Here is a 16,886-nt window from a genome sequence, read left to right as displayed (position 1 = left end):
CTACCCCAGGCGCGTCAGCGCCGCCTGCAAGCGGCTCGCCTCCGCCGCCTTGTCGGCGTGATCGGCGCGCGCCTTCTCCACCGCTTCCGGCTTGGCGCGCTCGACGAAGCTGGCATTGCCCAGCCGCCCCGCCAGCGCATCGCGCTCCTTCTCCGCCGCCGCGATCGCCTTGGTCAGGCGGGCGCGCTCGGCCTCCAGGTCGATGACCCCGGCCAGCGGCAGGACGAAGGTCGCCTCGTCCACCACCACCTGCGCCGCGCCGCCGCTCGGCTCCTGCGCGTCCGCCGCGACCAGATCGACACGGGCCAGCCGGGCCAGCGCCGCCGCTTGGCGCGTCAGGCGCGCATTGGTCCCCTCGCCCGCATCGCGGACATGGAGCGGCAGACGCGCACCGGGCGGCACGTTCAGTTCGGTCCGCGCGGCGCGGATCTCCGACACCAGCCGGATCAGCCAGTCGATCTCGCGGCTTGCCTCCGGATCAAGGCTGCGCGCATCGGGCTGCGGCCAGCGGCCGACGATCAGGTCATGGTCGCGAGCGGCCAGCCCATGCCACAGCTCCTCGGTGATGAAGGGCATGAACGGGTGGAGCAGCGCCAGAATCTGGTCGAGCGTCCAGCCCGCCACCGCGCGGGTCTCGTCGTCGACCTGGCCCTTGATCAGTTCCAGATACCAGTCGCAGAACCGGCTCCAGACGAACTGGTAGATGGCGTTCGCGGCCGCGTCGAACCGCAGCTCCGCCAGCGCCAGGTCGACCGTCTGCACGGTCGCGACGCATTCGGCGATGATCCACTGGTTGACCGCATGGGTCGCGACCGGCGGCTCCAGCTTCGACGATCCGCCGATGCCGTTGCCCTGCGCGAAGCGGGCCGCGTTCCACAGCTTGGTGGCGAAGTTGCGATAGCCCTCGACCCGCTTCTCATCCATCTTGATGTCGCGGCCCTGGCTCTCCATCGCCGCCATGAAGAAGCGCAGCGCGTCGGCGCCATAGGTGTCGATCAGGCCGAGCGGATCGACCGTATTGCCCTTGGACTTGGACATCTTCGCGCCGTCCGCGGCGCGTACCAGCCCGTGCAGATAGAGTTTGCGGAACGGCACCTCCTTCAGGAAGTGCATCCCCTGCATCATCATCCGCGCGTTCCAGAAGAACAGGATGTCGAAGCCGGAGATCAGCACGTCATTGGGATAGCGGCCGCCCAGCGTCGGATCGTCGTCGTTCGGCCAGCCGAGCGTCGCGAACGGCCACAGCGCCGAGGAGAACCAGGTGTCGAGCACGTCCGGATCGCGGACCAGCGCGACGCCCGCGCCCGCCAGCGCCTGCGCCTCCTCCTCGGTCTCGGCGACATAGGCCTTGCCCTCGCCATCGAACCAGGCCGGGATCTGGTGGCCCCACCAAAGCTGGCGGCTGACGCACCAGGGCTGGATATTCTCCATCCAGTTGAAGAAGGTCTTCTCCCAGCTTTTCGGCACCAGCGCGATGTCGCCCTTGCGCACCGCCTCGATCGCCGGCTGCGCCAGCGTCTTGGCATCGACATACCATTGGTCGGTCAGCCAGGGCTCGATCACCACGCCCGACCGGTCGCCATAGGGCGTCTGGATCACGCGATCCTCGATCCGTGCCAGCGCGCCGGCCTCCTCCAGCAACGCGACGATCCGCTTGCGCGCGTCCGCCCGGTCCAGGCCGATCAGTTCGTCGGGGATCAGGCCATCGGCGGTCTGCACGATCTCGCCGCGCGCGCCCAGCATGTTGAGCATGTCGCGTGCCTCGATCCCCGCACGACGACCGACCTCGAAATCGTTGAAGTCGTGGCCGGGCGTGATCTTCACCGCGCCGGAGCCCAGCGCCGGGTCGGCATGGTCGTCGGCGACGATCGGGATCAGCCGGCCGGTGATCGGCAGGCGCACCATCCGCCCGACCAGCGCGGTGTAGCGCTCGTCCGCCGGGTTCACCGCCACCGCCATGTCGGCCAGCATCGTCTCCGGCCGGGTGGTGGCGACGGAGATGGTGCCGCTGCCATCGGCCAGCGGATAGGTCAGGTGCCAGAACTTGCCCTGCACCTCGCGCGTCTCGACCTCCAGGTCGCTGATCGCGGTGCCCAGGCCCGGGTCCCAGTTGACCAGCCGCTTGTCGCGATAGAGCAGGCCCTGGCGGTGCAGTTCCACGAACACCTTGAGCACGGCGGCCGAGAAACCCTCGTCCATCGTGAACCGCTCGTTCGCCCAGTCCATCGAGCAGCCGAGCCGGCGGAGCTGGCGCGTGATCGCGCCGCCGCTTTCCGCCTTCCACTCCCACACCTTCTCGACGAAGCGCTGGCGGCCCATGGCGGTGCGCTTCTGCCCCTCCTTGGCCAGGTTGCGCTCGACGACCATCTGCGTGGCGATGCCGGCATGGTCGGTGCCGACCACCCACATCGCATCCTTGCCCTTCATCCGGGCATGGCGGGTCAGGATGTCCTGCAACGTATTGTCCAGCGCATGGCCGATATGCAGGCTGCCGGTGACGTTGGGCGGCGGGTTGACGATCGTCCAGGGCTCCGCGCCCGGCCGGTCGGGGCGGAACAGGCCATTCTCCTCCCAATGCCGATACCAGCGGGATTCCATGTCGGCGGGGTCGAAGGTCTTGGGAAGCTCGGTCATGCCGCCGCTTTAGACGGAGGCGAGCGGGTTCGTCACCTCCCCTCGTGCAGGCACCCGTGCGAGGACGAGGGAACGACGCGGGTGCATGCGCGATTGGAAACGCGAAGGAGACGCAAGGTGGACGATCCGATCAAGCCGACCACGGAAACCGACGATCCCAACCTGTCGACCGAGCATCAGCGCGACGGCGATGCCCGCCGCCCGTCCGACACGCTCGACAAGGGTCAATCCGACAAAGAGGCGATCCCGCGCAAATCCTCGCTGACCTGATCGCTCAGCCGAGCGCGTCGGCGAGGGTCAGGATCGAGTCGACATGGCGGCGCGCGATCGCCATCACATCGTCGCCATAGCCGCCGCCGACCGTCGTCGCGATCGGCAGGCCACGCCGCTTCGCCAATCCGGCGACCAGTCGCTCGCGCGCCGCCAGACCGTCGAGCGACAGCGCCAGCCGCCCGAGACGGTCCTCCGCGAACGGGTCGACACCCGCCTGGTAGAGGATCAGGTCGGGTGCGTGATCGTCGAGCAGCGGCACCAACGTCCGCTCCAGCGTCGACAGATATTCGTCGTCGCCCACAAGGTCCGGCAGGCCCACGTCCAGCGTCGACCGCGCCTTGCGCGCCGGGAAGTTCTTCTCGGCATGGATCGAATAGGTCGCGATCTCCGGCCGTCCGGCGGTCAGCGCCGCCGTGCCGTCGCCCTGATGGACGTCGACATCGACGATCAGGACGCGCCGGACGGTGCGCTCCTCGACCAGGCGGATCGCCGCCACCGCCAGGTCGTTGAACACGCAATAGCCCGCGCCAGTATCGTGCAGCGCATGATGGCTGCCCCCCGCGGTATTGGCGGCAAATCCCCGCTCCAGCGCCAGTATCGCCGCGGCCCAGGTGCCGCCCGGCACCATCGCCGCGCGTCGCGCCACCGTCTCGGTCACCGGAAAGCCGATACGCCGCGACTTGGCCGCCGGCACCCGCGCCTCTAGCACCTCGGCGACGTAGTCGGGGTCGTGCGTCGCCTCCAGCCACGGCACCGGCATCGCCTCCGGCTGGTGCCATTCCACCCGCGCGCCCTCCGCCAGCAGCAGATCGCGGATCGCGCCGTTCTTGCCCCAGCGATAGGTGGAGCGGGCCGGTGCTTCGGTGACATAGGCGGGATGATGGACGACGGGGATCACGCCCCCTAGGTAGGGCGTCAGCAGCCAGGCCCAACCCCTGCGGAGGATCATGACCGAGACACCCTTCGTCCGACCCGATGTCGCCAAGTTCCTGGAGTATCTGGAATCCGTCCCCGGCCCCCGGCTCCACCAGCTCGCCCCGGCGGAGGCGCGGGCGCTGGTTCGGGCGATGCAGGGCGTCGCCGACCTGCCCGCCCCGGCGCTGGCGACGGTGCGGGACTTCGCGATCCCCGGCCCCGCTGGCGCGATCCCGGCGCGGCTCTACGACGCGGCCGAGACGCGCGCGCCCGGCCCCGTGCTGCTGTTCCTGCACGGCGGCGGCTGGGTGGTCGGCGATATCGCCAGCTATGCCAGCCCCTGCGCGGAGCTGGCGCGGGTGCTCGACCTTCCGGTGGTGGCGATCGACTATCGCCTCGCGCCCGAACATGCCTGGCCGGCCGCGCCCGAGGATTGCGAGGCGGCGGCGCGCTGGATCGCCGACAGCCCGGACGAACTCGGCCGGTCGGTCACCGGGCTGGTGCTGTGCGGCGACAGCGCGGGCGGCAACCTGACCATCGTCACCGCGCTGGCCCTGCGCGACGAACCGGCGGCGGTGCCGGTGCTGGTCCAAGCACCGCTCTATCCGGCGACCGACATGGTCACCGACTATCCCTCGGCCGAAGCCTTCAGCGAGGGCTATCTGCTGACCCAGGACACGATGCGCTGGTTCGGCAAGGCCTATGCCCCCAGCCCGTCCGACCGCCGCGCGTCGCCGCTGCTCCACGACCTGTCCGGTCTGCCGCCGGCGGTGATCGTCACCGCCGGGCTGGACCCGATCCGCGACCAGGGCCGCGCCTATGCCGCCGCGCTGGCGATGGCCGGCGTGCCCGTCACCTATCGCGAGGCGTCGGGCACGCTCCATGGCTTCCTCCAGCTGCGCCGGGCGATCCCGTCGAGCGTCGGCGACGTCGCCGGCTTCACCACGGCGCTGAAAGTCGCCATCGCCGAGGCGGGAGACGCCGCATGACCGACCTGCCCTATCGCCCCTGCGCCGGCATCATGCTGATCGACCGGCAGGGCCGCGCCTTTGTCGGCCAGCGGATGGATTCGACGCTGGAGGCCTGGCAGATGCCACAGGGCGGGATCGACCCCGGCGAGGATCCGCTGACCGCCGCGACCCGTGAACTCCGGGAAGAGACCGGCGTCGCCAGCGACAAGGTGGAACTGATCGCCACGCCGGACCAGGAATTCGTCTACGACCTGCCCGACGAGCTGATCGGCAAGGTGTGGAAGGGCAAGTGGCGCGGGCAGCGGCAGCGCTGGTTCCTGTTCCGCTTCCTGGGCGAGGATGGCGATATCGACATCGCCACGCCGCATCCCGAATTCCGTAGTTGGCGCTGGATCGACCCGGCGGACCTGCCGCGACTGGTGGTGCCGTTCAAGCGCGACCTGTACGAAGCGGTGCTGGCCGCGTTCCGGCCCCATCTCGGCCCGCAAATTGGTATCGAAGCGGTTCCCCAGGCGGATCGCCCGCGCTAGGGAACGGGTCGTGTTTGCTGCCCTTTTTTCCGCCCTGGCGTCCGTCACCGTGCCGGCCGCCGCCATGCCCGCCCCGCCCCAGTCGGATGGCGGGACGTCTGCGGGCGGACAGATGATCCCGGAGAATATCCGGGCGATGCTGGATGCCGCGATCGAATCGGGCAATGACGGTGAGGTCTCGACCATCGTCAAATATGCGCGCGCCGCCGATCCGATGAGCGGCGACGCGGTGCTGGCGATCGCGCAGAAATGGCGGGCCGATCGCGAGGCGCAGCGCCGCCAGGTGATCCGTCAGGCCGGCTTCCTCAATCTGTGGAAGGGACGGGCCGAGCTGGGCGGCTTCATCACCACCGGCAATTCGGAGACCAAGGGCGGCAGCATCATCCTCGACGCCTCGCGCGAGGGGCTGCAATGGCGGCACAAATTCCGGGCGCAGGCCGATTTCCAGGAAAGCCTGGGCGTCACCACGCGCGAACATTACCTCGTGTCCTACGAGCCCAACTACAAGTTCGGCGAGCGCGCCTATGTCTATGGCGCTTCGCAATATGAGAGCGACCGGTTCCTGGGCTACTATAACCGTCTCTCCATCTCCTCCGGCTTCGGCTATAGCGCGATCAAGCGCAGCAACCTGCAACTGGACCTGGAGGTCGGGCCCGGCTTCCGCCACACCGAGTTCACTGACTCCAATATCGAATCGAGCATCGCCGGGCGCGGTTCGATCGATTTCCGCTGGCGGATCATGGGCGGCCTGTCGCTGACCCAGAATGCCTCCGCCTATGTGCAGAAGTACAACAGCACGGTGAACGGCACGACATCGGTGAACGCGAAGCTGATGGGTCCGCTGTCCGCCGCGCTTTCCTATAACTTCCAGTATGAAAGCCAGCCGCCGGCCGGCCGCCAGACCACCGACACGATCACCCGCGCCTCGCTGGTCTATTCCTTCTGATCCCGGCCCAGGCGGCGGATTTGCGCCCGCCCGCCGGTTCCGGCTACACCGCTGGCATGAGAGGGCATGAGGACCGGGAACGGTCGACGGTGGAACGCGCGCGCGAAGCGCCGATGCTGGCGCAGGTCGAACGCTGGGCATCGGTCAACAGCGGCACCCGCAACCTGGCCGGGCTGGCGACCATGGCGGGGTTGCTCGCCGACGCCTTCGCCGTGCTCCCGGGTGACATCCGCCTGATCGAGCCGGAGCCGGTGGAGACGGTCGGCGCGGACGGCATCGCCACCCCGATCGACCATGGTCGCCACCTGCTGCTCTCCGTCCGGCCCGAGGCCGAGCGGCGGCTGCTGTTCACCGGCCATATGGATACGGTCTATCCGGTCGACCACCCCTTCCAGTCGCTGAGCTGGCGGAGCGCGAACGAACTGGTCGGCCCCGGTGTCGCCGACATGAAGGGCGGACTGGCCGTCCTGCTCGCCGCCCTGGCGGCGGTCGAGGCGGCGGGGGTCGCGATCGGCTATGACGTGCTGATCAATTCGGACGAGGAAACCGGCTCGCTCTCCTCCCGCCGGCTGATCGAGCGGAACGCGCGCGGCAAGCTTGCTGCGCTCACCTACGAACCCGCCTTGCCCGACGGCACGCTGGCCGGCGCGCGCGGCGGCACCGGCAATTTCTCGATCATCGTGCGCGGGCGCAGCGCCCATGCCGGCCGTAATCCGGAGGAAGGGCGCAATGCGCTGGTCGCCGCGGCCGCGCTGGCGGTGCGGCTGGCGGCGGCGGCGGTGCCGGGGCTGACGGTCAATCCGGCGCGGATCGATGGCGGCGGCCCGAACAATGTCGTGCCCGACCTCGCCGTCCTGCGCGTCAACTTCCGCCCGCGCCATGCCGAGGCCATCGCCGCCGCGCAGGCCGCGCTCGACCAGGCCGCCGCCGCCATTGCCGCCGAGCATGACGTCCAGGTCGCGGTGCATGGCAGCTTCAACCGCCCGCCCAAGCCGGTCGACACGGGCGCGGCGCGGCTGTTCGCGCTGGTCGAGCGATGCGGTGCCGATCTGGGCCTGACCATCGCCCGGCGCGACACCGGCGGGGTGTGTGACGGCAACAATATCGCGGCGGCCGGCGTGCCGGTGATCGACACGATGGGGGTGCGCGGCGGCGCGATCCATTCGCCGGACGAATATCTGCTGGTCGACAGCCTGGCCGAACGCGCCGGTCTGTCGGCGCTCACCATCCTGCGGCTTGCAGAGGAAGGACTGGCGTGACGTTTCGAATCCGGGCGGCGACTGACGACGATCTCCAGCATCTCTATGAAATGGCCAAGCTGACCGGCGGCGGCTTCACCAACCTGCCGCCCGACCGCCGGGCGTTGCGCGCCAAGCTCGACCGCAGCCACGCCGCCTTCGGCCGGGACGAGGACGGCCTGTCCGACGAAGCCTTTGTGCTGATGCTGGAGAATGTCGAGACCGGCGAGGTGCGCGGCACCAGCCAGCTCTTCACCCAGGTCGGCCAGCACCACCCCTTCTACAGCTATCGCCTGGGCACGCTGACCCAGCATAGCCGCGAGCTGGGCCGCACCTTCCGCGCCGAGATGCTGTCGCTCGCCACCGATCTGGAGGGGTCGAGCGAAGTCGGCGGCCTGTTCCTACACCCCGGCGAGCGGGCCGGCGGCCTCGGCCTGCTGCTCGCCCGGTCGCGCTACCTGTTCATCGCCAGCCACCGGGCGCGCTTCGCCGACCGCATCCTGGCCGAACTGCGCGGCATCATCGACGAAGCCGGCGGATCGCCCTTCTGGGACGGGCTGGCCGGTCGGTTCTTCGGCATGAATTTCCAGGATGCCGACCAGTTCAATGCGATCAACGGCCACCAGTTCATCGCCGACCTGATGCCCAAGCATCCGATCTACACCGCCATGCTGTCCGAAGGTGCGCGCGCCGCGATCGGCCTGCCCCACCCCAATGGCCGCGCGGCGATGCGGATGCTGGAACATGAGGGGTTCGCCTTCGAGAATTATCTCGACATCTTCGATGGCGGGCCGACCATGACCGCGCGCACCGACCAAGTCCGCTCGATCCGCGAGGCGCGTTCGGCCCGCATCGTCGCGATCGACCGCGACGGCGGGGCCGAGAGCTTGGTGTCGGTCGGCCGGCTCGGCGCCTTTCGCTGCGCCTTCGGGCTGGTGCGCGAGGCGGGCGACGGCATCGTCCTGTCCGCCGATTGCGCGCGGGCGCTGGGCGTCGGCGAAGACGACCGGGTCCTGCATGTGGGGCGGTGGTGATGCTGCGCGAGATCAATTTCGACGGGATCATCGGTCCCAGCCACAATTATGCCGGCCTCAGCCCCGGCAACCTGGCCGCGACGCGCAATGCCGGCGCGACCGCCCATCCCCGCGCCGCCGCGCTGCAGGGCATCGCCAAGATGCGCGCCAATCTGGCGCTGGGCCTGACCCAGGGCATCCTCCTGCCCCATCCCCGGCCGGATCATCGCTGGCTGGCATCGCTGTCGACCGATTATGCCGACGCCGCGCCGCACCTGCGCGCGCAGGCGCTATCCGCCTCGGCCATGTGGGCCGCCAATGCCGCCACCGTCTCGCCCGCGCCGGATACGCGCGACGGCCGCTGCCATCTGACCGTCGCCAACCTCGTGACGATGCCGCATCGCAGCCATGAATGGCCGGCGACGCTGGCGCAGCTTCGCCTCGCCTTCGCCGATCCGGTCTTCGTGGTGCACGGCCCCGTCCCAGCCCCGTTCGGCGACGAAGGCGCGGCAAACCATATGCGGCTTTGTGCCGGACATGATGCGGCCGGGCTGGAGATCTTCGTCTATGGTCGCAGCGGCGGCGGCTTCCCCGCCCGCCAGCACCGCACCGCCAGCGAAGCCGTCGCCCGCGCCCACGGCCTGGACCCCGCCCGCACGCTCTTCGTCGAACAGTCGGAGGAGGCGATCGCCGCCGGGGCCTTCCACAATGACGTGGTCGCGGTCGCCGACGCGCGCGTGCTGTTCACCCACGAACAGGCCTTTGCCGACCCCGCCGGCACCTATGCGCGGATCCGCGCGCTGATGCCCGAGGTTGAGATCGTCGAGGTGCCCGCAGCCTCGGTCAGCCTGGCCGACGCGATCTCCTCCTATCTGTTCAACGCGCAACTGGTCACCACCCCGGACGGTCCGACGCTGATCCTGCCCGAGGAAGGGCGGGCCACGCCGTCGGTCTGGCGTTGGTTGCAGGAGCATGTCGCCGGCAACGGCCCGATCCGACGGCTGGAGGTGGTCGATGTCCGCGAATCGATGGCCAATGGCGGCGGCCCGGCCTGCCTGCGCCTGCGCGTCGTCGCCGATCCTGCGACCGTGGACCCCCGCTTCCTGGTCGACGACGCCCGGCTCGACCGGATCGCCGCCGTCATCGAGCAGCATTGGCCCGAGCGGATCGAAGCCGACGCGATCGGCGACCCGGCGCTGATCGCGCAGATCGAAAGCGCCCGCGCCGCGCTGTTGAAAACGCTCGACCTTGTCGGTTTAACTTACAGTTAACCCTGTTCGTTAAACCCGGATCGACGGTTTTCCGCCACTGGCGCGCGTCTTGCGTAACCATCGAGCATGATCCAGAAGCTGCTCCGCCTGTTCGTCATCAAGACCAAGTTCGAAGCCTTTCTGGTCATTTACGGCCTGGCGGTCGGCGCGACGCAGCGCGGCGTCCAATATCTTCACCAATATCCCGGCTATGCCGGCTGGCTGCTCTTCGCCTGCTGCCCGGTCGCGGTGTTCATGGCCGGCGCGCGCATCCTCGACTCGATCGAGCGCGAGCGACTTGAGCGCGCTACAGGATAACTTCGTCGCCACGGCGCGTGCGATCATTACATCGACACCGTCATGAGCGGGCTCACCCATCTTCAACGGCTCGAAGCCGAAAGCATCCACATCCTGCGCGAGGTCGTCGCCGAGGCGGCCAACCCAGTGATGCTCTATTCGATCGGCAAGGATTCGGCGGTCATGCTGCACCTTGCCAAAAAGGCGTTTGCGCCGGGGCGACCGCCGTTCCCGCTGCTCCATGTCGACACGACGTGGAAGTTCCGCGCCATGTACGAACTGCGCAACCGCGCCGCCGAGGAAGCGGGGATGAAGCTGATCGTCCACCGCAATCCGGAGGCGGAGGCGCTGGGCATCAACCCCTTCGACCATGGCGGCCGCCACACCGACATGTGGAAGACCGAAGGGTTGAAGCAGGCGCTGACGCTCCACGGCTTCGATGCGGCGTTCGGCGGTGCCCGGCGCGACGAGGAGAAGAGCCGCGCCAAGGAGCGCATCTTCTCCTTCCGCTCCGCGGCCCATGGCTGGGACCCCAAGGCGCAGCGTCCGGAATTGTGGCATCTCTACAATGCCCGGCTGCACAAGGGGGAGAGCCTGCGCGTCTTCCCGCTGTCCAACTGGACCGAACTCGACATCTGGCAATATATCGTGGCCGAGGGGATCGAGATCGTGCCGCTCTATTTCGCCGCGCCGCGCCCGACCGTCGAGCGCGACGGGATGCTGCTGATGGTCGATGACGACCGGTTCCGCCTGCATCCCGGCGAAGTGCCGGTCGAACGCTCGATCCGTTTCCGCACGCTGGGCTGCTATCCGCTGACCGGCGCGGTGGAGAGCGAGGCGGACACGCTGTCAGCGGTGATCCAGGAGATGCTGCTCACCACCACCTCCGAACGCCAGGGCCGCGCCATCGACCACGACCAGGCCGCCAGCATGGAGAAGAAGAAGCGCGAGGGGTATTTCTGATGACCGCAGCCATCACCGATCTCGCCTATCGCCCCGACGACCTGGTCGCCGAGGATATTGACGCCTATCTCGCCGGCCATGCCGCCAAGTCGATGCTGCGCTTCATCACCTGCGGCTCGGTCGACGACGGCAAGTCGACGCTGATCGGCCGCCTCCTCTATGACAGCCGGGCGATCTTCGCCGACCAGCTCGCCGCCCTGGAGGCGGACTCGGCGCGCGTCGGCACGCAAGGGGCGAATATCGACTTCGCGCTGCTGGTCGACGGCCTCGCCGCCGAGCGCGAGCAGGGTATCACCATCGACGTCGCCTATCGCTTCTTCTCGACCGAGAAGCGCAAGTTCATCGTCGCCGACACGCCCGGCCACGAGCAATATACCCGCAACATGGTGACCGGCGCGTCGACCGCCGATGCCGCCGTGATCCTGATCGATGCGCGCAAGGGCATCCTGACCCAGACGCGACGTCATTCCTATCTCGCGCATCTGGTCGGCATCCGTCACATCGTGCTGGCGGTGAACAAGATGGACCTGGTCGATCATGACGAGGGCGTGTTCGCGCAGATCGTCGCCGATTATGCGGGGTTCGCTGGCACGATCGGGATCGAGACGTTCACCGCCATCCCGCTGTCCGGCCTGACCGGCGCGAACGTCACCGGTCCGTCCGATGCGATGCCCTGGTATACGGGACCAAGCCTGCTCGCGCATCTGGAGGCGCTGCCGGTCGACGACGCGCGCGAGACCGCGCGGCCGTTCCGGATGCCGGTGCAATGGGTCAACCGGCCCGATCTCGACTTCCGCGGCTTTGCCGGACAGATCGCCGCCGGCACCGTCTCGGTCGGCGACCGGGTGCGCGTCGTCCCCTCCGGCCGCATCACCACCATCGCCACGATCCTGGGGCCGGACGGCGCGCGGCAGGTCGCTACGGCGGGCGAGTCGGTGACGCTGACGCTGGCGGACGAGGTGGATTGCTCGCGCGGCGACGTGCTGGCGGCGGCGGGCGATCCGCCCCAGGTCGCCGACCAGTTCGTCGCCACCATCGTCTGGATGGCCGACCAGCCGCTCGCCCCCGGGCGCGGCTATTGGCTGAAGCTCGGATCGCAGACGGTCAACGCCACGATCCAGCCGCCGCGCCATGTGGTGGACGTCAACACGCAAGGGCATCTCGCCGCCCCGACGCTGGCGCTCAACGATATCGGCGTGGCGGAGGTCTATTGCGACCGGCCAATCGTATTCGAGCCCTATGCGGACGGGGCGGAACTGGGCGGCTTCATCCTGATCGACCGCGCCACCAACGCGACCGTGGCGGCCGGCATGATCGACCAGCCACTGCGCCGCGCGGGCAACGTCCACTGGCAGTCGATCGACGTGACCCGCGAGGCCCATGCCGCGCAGAAGGGCCAGTCGCCGCGCGTGCTGTGGTTCACCGGCCTGTCCGGATCGGGCAAGTCGACCATCGCCAATCTGGTCGAGAAGAAGCTGCACGCGCTCGGCCGGCACAGCTTCCTGCTCGACGGCGACAATATCCGCCACGGCCTCAACCGCGACCTCGACTTCTCCGAAGCGGGGCGGATCGAGAATATCCGCCGCATCGGCGAGGTCGCCCGGCTGATGGCCGATGCCGGGCTGATCGTGCTGACCGCCTTCATCTCACCCTTCCGCGCCGAGCGCGACATGGTGCGCGGGCTGCTGCCGCCGGGCGAGTTCGTCGAGATCTTCATCGACACGCCGCTGGCGGTGGCCGAACGCCGCGACGTGAAGGGCCTGTACGCCAAGGCGCGCGCGGGCGAGATCGCCGACTTCACCGGCATCTCCAGCCCCTATGAAGCGCCCGAGCGGCCGGAAATCCGCGTCGACACGCTGCGCGAGACGCCCGAGGCGGCGGCCGAGCGGATCGTCGAACATATCATTGGCGTGTGGAGTCACGAGCTGTGAACGACACCGAACTGGCCGCCGACATCGCGCGGGAGGCGGGCGCGCTGCTGCTCGCCATCCGTGCGGAGGGGCAGGAGACGGGCAAGGCGCTGGGCGACCGGGGCGACCGCGAGGCCAATGCGCTGATCCTTAGCCGGCTGGCGGATGCGCGGCCGGAGGACTTCATCCTGTCCGAGGAGTCGCTCGACGATCGCCGCCGCTGCGCCGCCAGCCGGGTATGGATCGTCGATCCGCTCGACGGCACGCGCGAATATGCCGGCGGGCTGGACGAATGGGCGGTGCATATCGGCCTCGCCATCGATGGCCGGCCGGCGTTCGGCGCGGTGGCGGTGCCGGCGCTGGACCGGGTCTGGTGCACCGACCACGCCCGCGCCGCGACCGAGCCTGCGCCCCCGCGCCCCCGCGTGGTGGTCAGTCGCAGCCGCTGCCCCGACATCGCGCTGGCGGTCGGCAAGGCCTTGGACGCCGAACTGGTGCCGATGGGATCGGCCGGGGCCAAGGCGATGGCGGTAATCGACGGCCGCGCCGACATCTATCTGCATGATGGCGGGCAATATGAATGGGACAATTGCGCCCCCGCCGCCGTCGCGTTGGCGGCCGGGCTCCATGCATCGCGGATCGACGGAAGCCCGCTGGTCTATAACTGTGCCGATCCGCTGCTGCCCGACCTGCTGATCTGCCGGCCGGAGCTGGCCGAGCGGGTACTCGCCACGGTGGCCAGTCTGCGCAGTTGACCGGCACAATAGCCGTCGAGATCCCTTCCCCTGCAAGGGAAGGAGTTGAACGACTGCCCCTACCCCCGCATCCGCCAGGCCAGCCATAGCCAGCCGCCGATCAGCATCGCCCCGCCGATCGGCGTGACCGCGCCCAGCCAGCGCGGTGCGCCCAGCGCCATCGCATAAAGCGTCAGCGCGAAGATCGCGCCGCCCGCCACGAACAGCCAGCCCGGCCCCCGCGCCTCCAGCCGGAGCGCGACCAGGGCCGCGACCGCGTGGATCAGCTGATATTGGCCACCGGTGCGCAGCCAGTCCGCCGCCTGCCCCTGGGCGCCATGCGCGCCGAACGCGCCTGCCGCCACCGCCAGCGCACCCGCCAGCGCCGCCATCATTCCCAGCATCAGTCCCTCGCCTTCTGCGTGACGATCCGATCGAGCGCCGCGCGCAGATCGCCGGTGGCGCGCTGTTCGCGCAGCCGCTCGCGGTCGCGGTGGCGATATTCCTCCTCCGCGCGGTCGATCGCCCCGGCATCGACGCGCAGCGACTTGAGCGCCCGGCGCGCCATCTCGATCGCCGAGCCCATCACCTCGCGCACCACATATTCGACCGGAGCGTCGCGCAGCTTGATCAGCGAGCGCCGGTCATAGGCGCGGACGAACAACGTCGCCTGCGGGAAGGCGGCATGGACCCCCTCCAGCATGTCGGGCTCCAGCTGGTCGCCATCGATGCAGAACAGGATCAGCTCGGCCTCCGCCGCGCCGGCCTGGCGCAACAGGTCGAGCCGCGTGCCGTCGCCATAATAGACGGTCGCGCCGAAGCTGCTGGCGATCTCGATCATCTCGATGTCGCGGTCGATCAGCGTCACCGGAATGTCCTGCAGGATCAGCATCTGCGCCACCGTCTGCCCGAAGCGGCCGTACCCGACGATGATCGCATTGGCCCCATCGGTCTTGGGGCCGTCGGGGGCCTCCAGCGGCTGCACCGGCGCCTCGCGGAACCGGCGGGTGGCGCCCATCAGGAACGGCGTGGTCGCCATCGACAGGGTGACGATCGCACCGAACAGGCTTGCCGCCTCCGGCGCGACGAGCAGCCCCTGTTGCGCCTGCGCGAACAGCACGAAGCCGAACTCGCCGCCCTGGCTGAGCAGCAGGCCGAGCGCCAGCGCGTTGCGCCAGGTCATGCCGAATACTATGCCGATGCCGACGATCACCACCGCCTTGGTCGCGATCAGCGCCGCCGCCATCGCGAAGACGAAGGCCGGCCGCTCGGCGATCGCGCCCAGGTCCAGCATCATCCCGACCGCCAGGAAAAACAGGCCGAGCAGGATCGAACGGAACGGATCGACATCCGCCTCCAGCTCGTGGCGATAGGGGCTGTCGGCGAGCATCACGCCCGCGACGAAGGCGCCGAGCGCGGTCGACAGGCCGAAATATTCCATTACCGCCGCCGAGGCGATGACCGTGAACAGCGCCGCGAACACGAACATCTCGCGCTCGCCCAGATTGCCGATCAGCCGGAACAGCGGCCGGAGCAGGAACCGCCCCACCAGGATCAGCCCCGCCACCGCGATCAGCGTGTAGATGCCGAGCAGCCAGCCCGGCGGCGCATTGGCGTCGGCCGGATTGCGGCTGAGCGCGGCGACGATGGTGATTAGCGGGACGATCGATAGGTCCTGGAACAGCAGGATGGCGAAGGTCCGCTCGCCGAACGGCGTGCGCAATCGTCCGGCCGATTGCAGCATCGGCAGCACCTGCGCGGTCGAGGACAGGGCCAGCGGCAGGCCCAGCGCCAGCGCGGCGGGTCCGCTGAACCCGGCCAGCCACACCACGCCCGTCACCGCCAGCCCGCAGGCCAGCACCTGGAGCAGGCCGAGGCCGAAAATCTCGTGCTTCATCCGCCACAGTCGCGACGGATTGAGCTCCAGCCCGACGATGAACAGCAGCAGGGTGATGCCGAGTTCGGCGATCCCCATCTTCGATTCCGCGCCGCCGACCAGCCCCAGCACATGCGGACCGACCACCGCGCCGGCGACTAGATAGCCGAGCGTCGCCCCCAGCCCCAGCCGCCGGAACACCAGGACGAAGGCGAGGCCGACCCCGAACAGGATCGCGCCGTCGCGCAGCAGCGATACCTCGTTATGCATCGGCTGCGGCGGCTCCCTCCCGTGTCTGGGCCTGGGCCGCGGCCTCCGCCGCCGCCTCGAAGGCGAGGCGGATGGAGGGATGTCGCGCGCTATAGGCCAGGGCCGGCGCGAACAGCGCCAGGCCCGGCCAGGCGGGCGGCTCACCCTGCCCCGCCGCCAGCCACTCAGTGAGTGCGTCCCGCGCCGTCGCCAGTTCGGCCGGCGTGCGGCCGATCACCTCGCGCGCGAGCAAAGCGGTCGAGGCCTGTCCCAGCGCGCAGGCGCGCGCCAGCACGCCGATCGCGGCGACCCGGCCGTCCGGGCCCAGGTCGATGTCCACCGTCACCCGGCTGCCGCAAATCGGCGAGCGGCGCTCGGCCGACCCTTGCGGATCGGTGAGCCGCTCATGATGGGGGATGGAGGCGGCGAGCCGCAGGATCTCGGTATTGTACAGCGTCTCGGTCATGGCTGGTTACTCGTTCGTTCGGCAGCGGGCGTGGGTCGCGCGCCGAACACCGGCAGGCCGCGACGGCGGCGGTCGACGAAATCGGCGATGCCGGCGCTGGTGGCGTTGAGGAGCGGATAGGTGCGGCTCTGCGTCATCCAGGTCGGACGGCGCGACGGCCCGCCGCTGACCGTATCGACCACCAGCGCGGCGAGCAGGAATACCAGGCTGGCCAGGATCAGGCCCTTGAGCGCCCCGAAGCCGAAGCCCAGCGCCCGGTCGACCGGCCCCAGTACCGAGGTGCGGGTCCGCGCCCCGATCGCGCGCGCGACCAGCTTGCCGCCGAAATAGGTGATGCCGGCGATGATCGCAAAGGCCAGCACCGCCGCGCCAGAGACGGTGCCGATCACGCCGGTCAGCGACTGGGCGAGCGGGATGTGGAACAGCTTGAGCGCCGCGACGATCGCGACCCAGGCGAACAGCGACAGCACCTCGGTCACGAAGCCCCGGATGCCGCCCAGCACCGCCGCACCGCCGACCGCGAGCAGCACGATCACGTCGAGCGAGGTCAGCGCCATGCGCGCAGCCCCTCGCCTTGATCGATCAGGACGGCTGGCTGGGTCACGCTGTCTCCGCTGAACG

Annotated in this window: 17 protein-coding genes; 11 read left to right on the top strand and 6 right to left on the bottom strand. The window is 69.4% G+C overall.

Annotated features, from left to right (window positions below; genetic code table 11):
- On the bottom strand, positions 1-2,634 hold the full coding sequence (locus QE452_RS04645) for a valine--tRNA ligase (RefSeq protein WP_309659819.1): 2,634 nt from the start codon (positions 2,632-2,634) through the stop codon (positions 1-3).
- A gap of 117 nt (positions 2,635-2,751) precedes the next feature.
- On the opposite strand from QE452_RS04645, the gene QE452_RS04640 reads away from it, so the two are divergent.
- Positions 2,752-2,904, top strand: a complete 153-nt coding sequence (locus tag QE452_RS04640; protein ID WP_309659820.1) for a hypothetical protein — start codon at positions 2,752-2,754, stop codon at positions 2,902-2,904.
- A gap of 4 nt (positions 2,905-2,908) precedes the next feature.
- Here the strand turns inward: QE452_RS04640 and QE452_RS04635 are convergent, their stop codons facing one another.
- Complete coding sequence (locus tag QE452_RS04635; RefSeq protein WP_309659939.1) at positions 2,909-3,805, bottom strand: histone deacetylase; 897 nt, start codon at positions 3,803-3,805, stop codon at positions 2,909-2,911.
- Positions 3,806-3,854: 49 nt separating this feature from the next.
- Here QE452_RS04635 and QE452_RS04630 point away from each other — a divergent pair, with 49 nt between their 5' ends.
- The 10 genes from QE452_RS04630 to QE452_RS04585 all read left to right on the top strand — a co-directional run bounded on the left by QE452_RS04630 (position 3,855) and on the right by QE452_RS04585 (position 13,695).
- On the top strand, positions 3,855-4,811 hold the full coding sequence (locus tag QE452_RS04630; protein ID WP_309659821.1) for an alpha/beta hydrolase: 957 nt from the start codon (positions 3,855-3,857) through the stop codon (positions 4,809-4,811).
- Positions 4,808-5,323 carry an RNA pyrophosphohydrolase gene (locus tag QE452_RS04625; RefSeq protein ID WP_309659822.1) on the top strand — a complete coding sequence of 172 codons (516 nt, stop codon included), beginning with the start codon at positions 4,808-4,810 and terminating at the stop codon, positions 5,321-5,323. Before QE452_RS04630 ends, QE452_RS04625 begins: the two co-directional genes overlap by 4 nt.
- A 10-nt stretch (positions 5,324-5,333) precedes the next feature.
- Positions 5,334-6,269, top strand: a complete 936-nt coding sequence (locus QE452_RS04620; RefSeq protein ID WP_309659823.1) for a DUF481 domain-containing protein — start codon at positions 5,334-5,336, stop codon at positions 6,267-6,269.
- A gap of 56 nt (positions 6,270-6,325) precedes the next feature.
- Positions 6,326-7,528, top strand: a complete 1,203-nt coding sequence (locus tag QE452_RS04615; RefSeq protein WP_309659824.1) for a hydrolase — start codon at positions 6,326-6,328, stop codon at positions 7,526-7,528.
- Positions 7,525-8,541, top strand: coding sequence for an arginine N-succinyltransferase (locus QE452_RS04610; RefSeq protein WP_309659825.1), 1,017 nt, complete (start codon positions 7,525-7,527; stop codon positions 8,539-8,541). The genes QE452_RS04615 and QE452_RS04610 overlap by 4 nt, the downstream gene beginning before the upstream one ends.
- Positions 8,541-9,791: an N-succinylarginine dihydrolase gene (locus QE452_RS04605; protein ID WP_309659826.1), complete on the top strand. Its 1,251-nt coding sequence runs from the start codon at positions 8,541-8,543 to the stop codon at positions 9,789-9,791. Before QE452_RS04610 ends, QE452_RS04605 begins: the two co-directional genes overlap by 1 nt.
- Positions 9,792-9,857: 66 nt before the next feature.
- Positions 9,858-10,088, top strand: coding sequence for a hypothetical protein (locus QE452_RS04600; RefSeq protein WP_125994568.1), 231 nt, complete (start codon positions 9,858-9,860; stop codon positions 10,086-10,088).
- Between the two features lie 42 nt (positions 10,089-10,130).
- Positions 10,131-11,030, top strand: coding sequence for a sulfate adenylyltransferase subunit CysD (cysD, locus tag QE452_RS04595; RefSeq protein ID WP_309659827.1), 900 nt, complete (start codon positions 10,131-10,133; stop codon positions 11,028-11,030).
- On the top strand, positions 11,030-12,961 hold the full coding sequence (gene cysN / locus QE452_RS04590) for a sulfate adenylyltransferase subunit CysN (protein WP_309659828.1): 1,932 nt from the start codon (positions 11,030-11,032) through the stop codon (positions 12,959-12,961). Before cysD ends, cysN begins: the two co-directional genes overlap by 1 nt.
- Positions 12,958-13,695 (top strand): 3'(2'),5'-bisphosphate nucleotidase CysQ, encoded by a 738-nt coding sequence (locus QE452_RS04585; protein ID WP_309659829.1) that lies wholly within the window; start codon positions 12,958-12,960, stop codon positions 13,693-13,695. The genes cysN and QE452_RS04585 overlap by 4 nt, the downstream gene beginning before the upstream one ends.
- A gap of 59 nt (positions 13,696-13,754) precedes the next feature.
- On the opposite strand, the gene QE452_RS04580 is transcribed toward QE452_RS04585, so the two are convergent.
- From QE452_RS04580 to QE452_RS04565, 4 genes are read right to left on the bottom strand one after another with little or no spacing between them, the layout of a single operon-like run.
- Positions 13,755-14,078, bottom strand: coding sequence for a DUF423 domain-containing protein (locus QE452_RS04580; RefSeq protein WP_309659830.1), 324 nt, complete (start codon positions 14,076-14,078; stop codon positions 13,755-13,757).
- A complete protein-coding gene (locus QE452_RS04575; protein WP_309659831.1) occupies positions 14,078-15,820 on the bottom strand; it encodes a cation:proton antiporter in 1,743 nt (580 codons plus the stop codon). Before QE452_RS04575 ends, QE452_RS04580 begins: the two co-directional genes overlap by 1 nt.
- Complete coding sequence (locus tag QE452_RS04570) at positions 15,813-16,265, bottom strand: iron-sulfur cluster assembly scaffold protein (RefSeq protein WP_309659832.1); 453 nt, start codon at positions 16,263-16,265, stop codon at positions 15,813-15,815. Before QE452_RS04570 ends, QE452_RS04575 begins: the two co-directional genes overlap by 8 nt.
- A complete protein-coding gene (locus tag QE452_RS04565; RefSeq protein ID WP_309659833.1) occupies positions 16,262-16,822 on the bottom strand; it encodes a CvpA family protein in 561 nt (186 codons plus the stop codon). The genes QE452_RS04570 and QE452_RS04565 overlap by 4 nt, the downstream gene beginning before the upstream one ends.
- Positions 16,823-16,886 lie beyond the last annotated feature (64 nt).

It is taken from the genome of Sphingomonas sp. SORGH_AS_0438, from assembly GCF_031453475.1.
Lineage (GTDB): Bacteria > Pseudomonadota > Alphaproteobacteria > Sphingomonadales > Sphingomonadaceae > Sphingomonas.
This window is presented reverse-complemented; position numbering and strand designations above follow the sequence as displayed.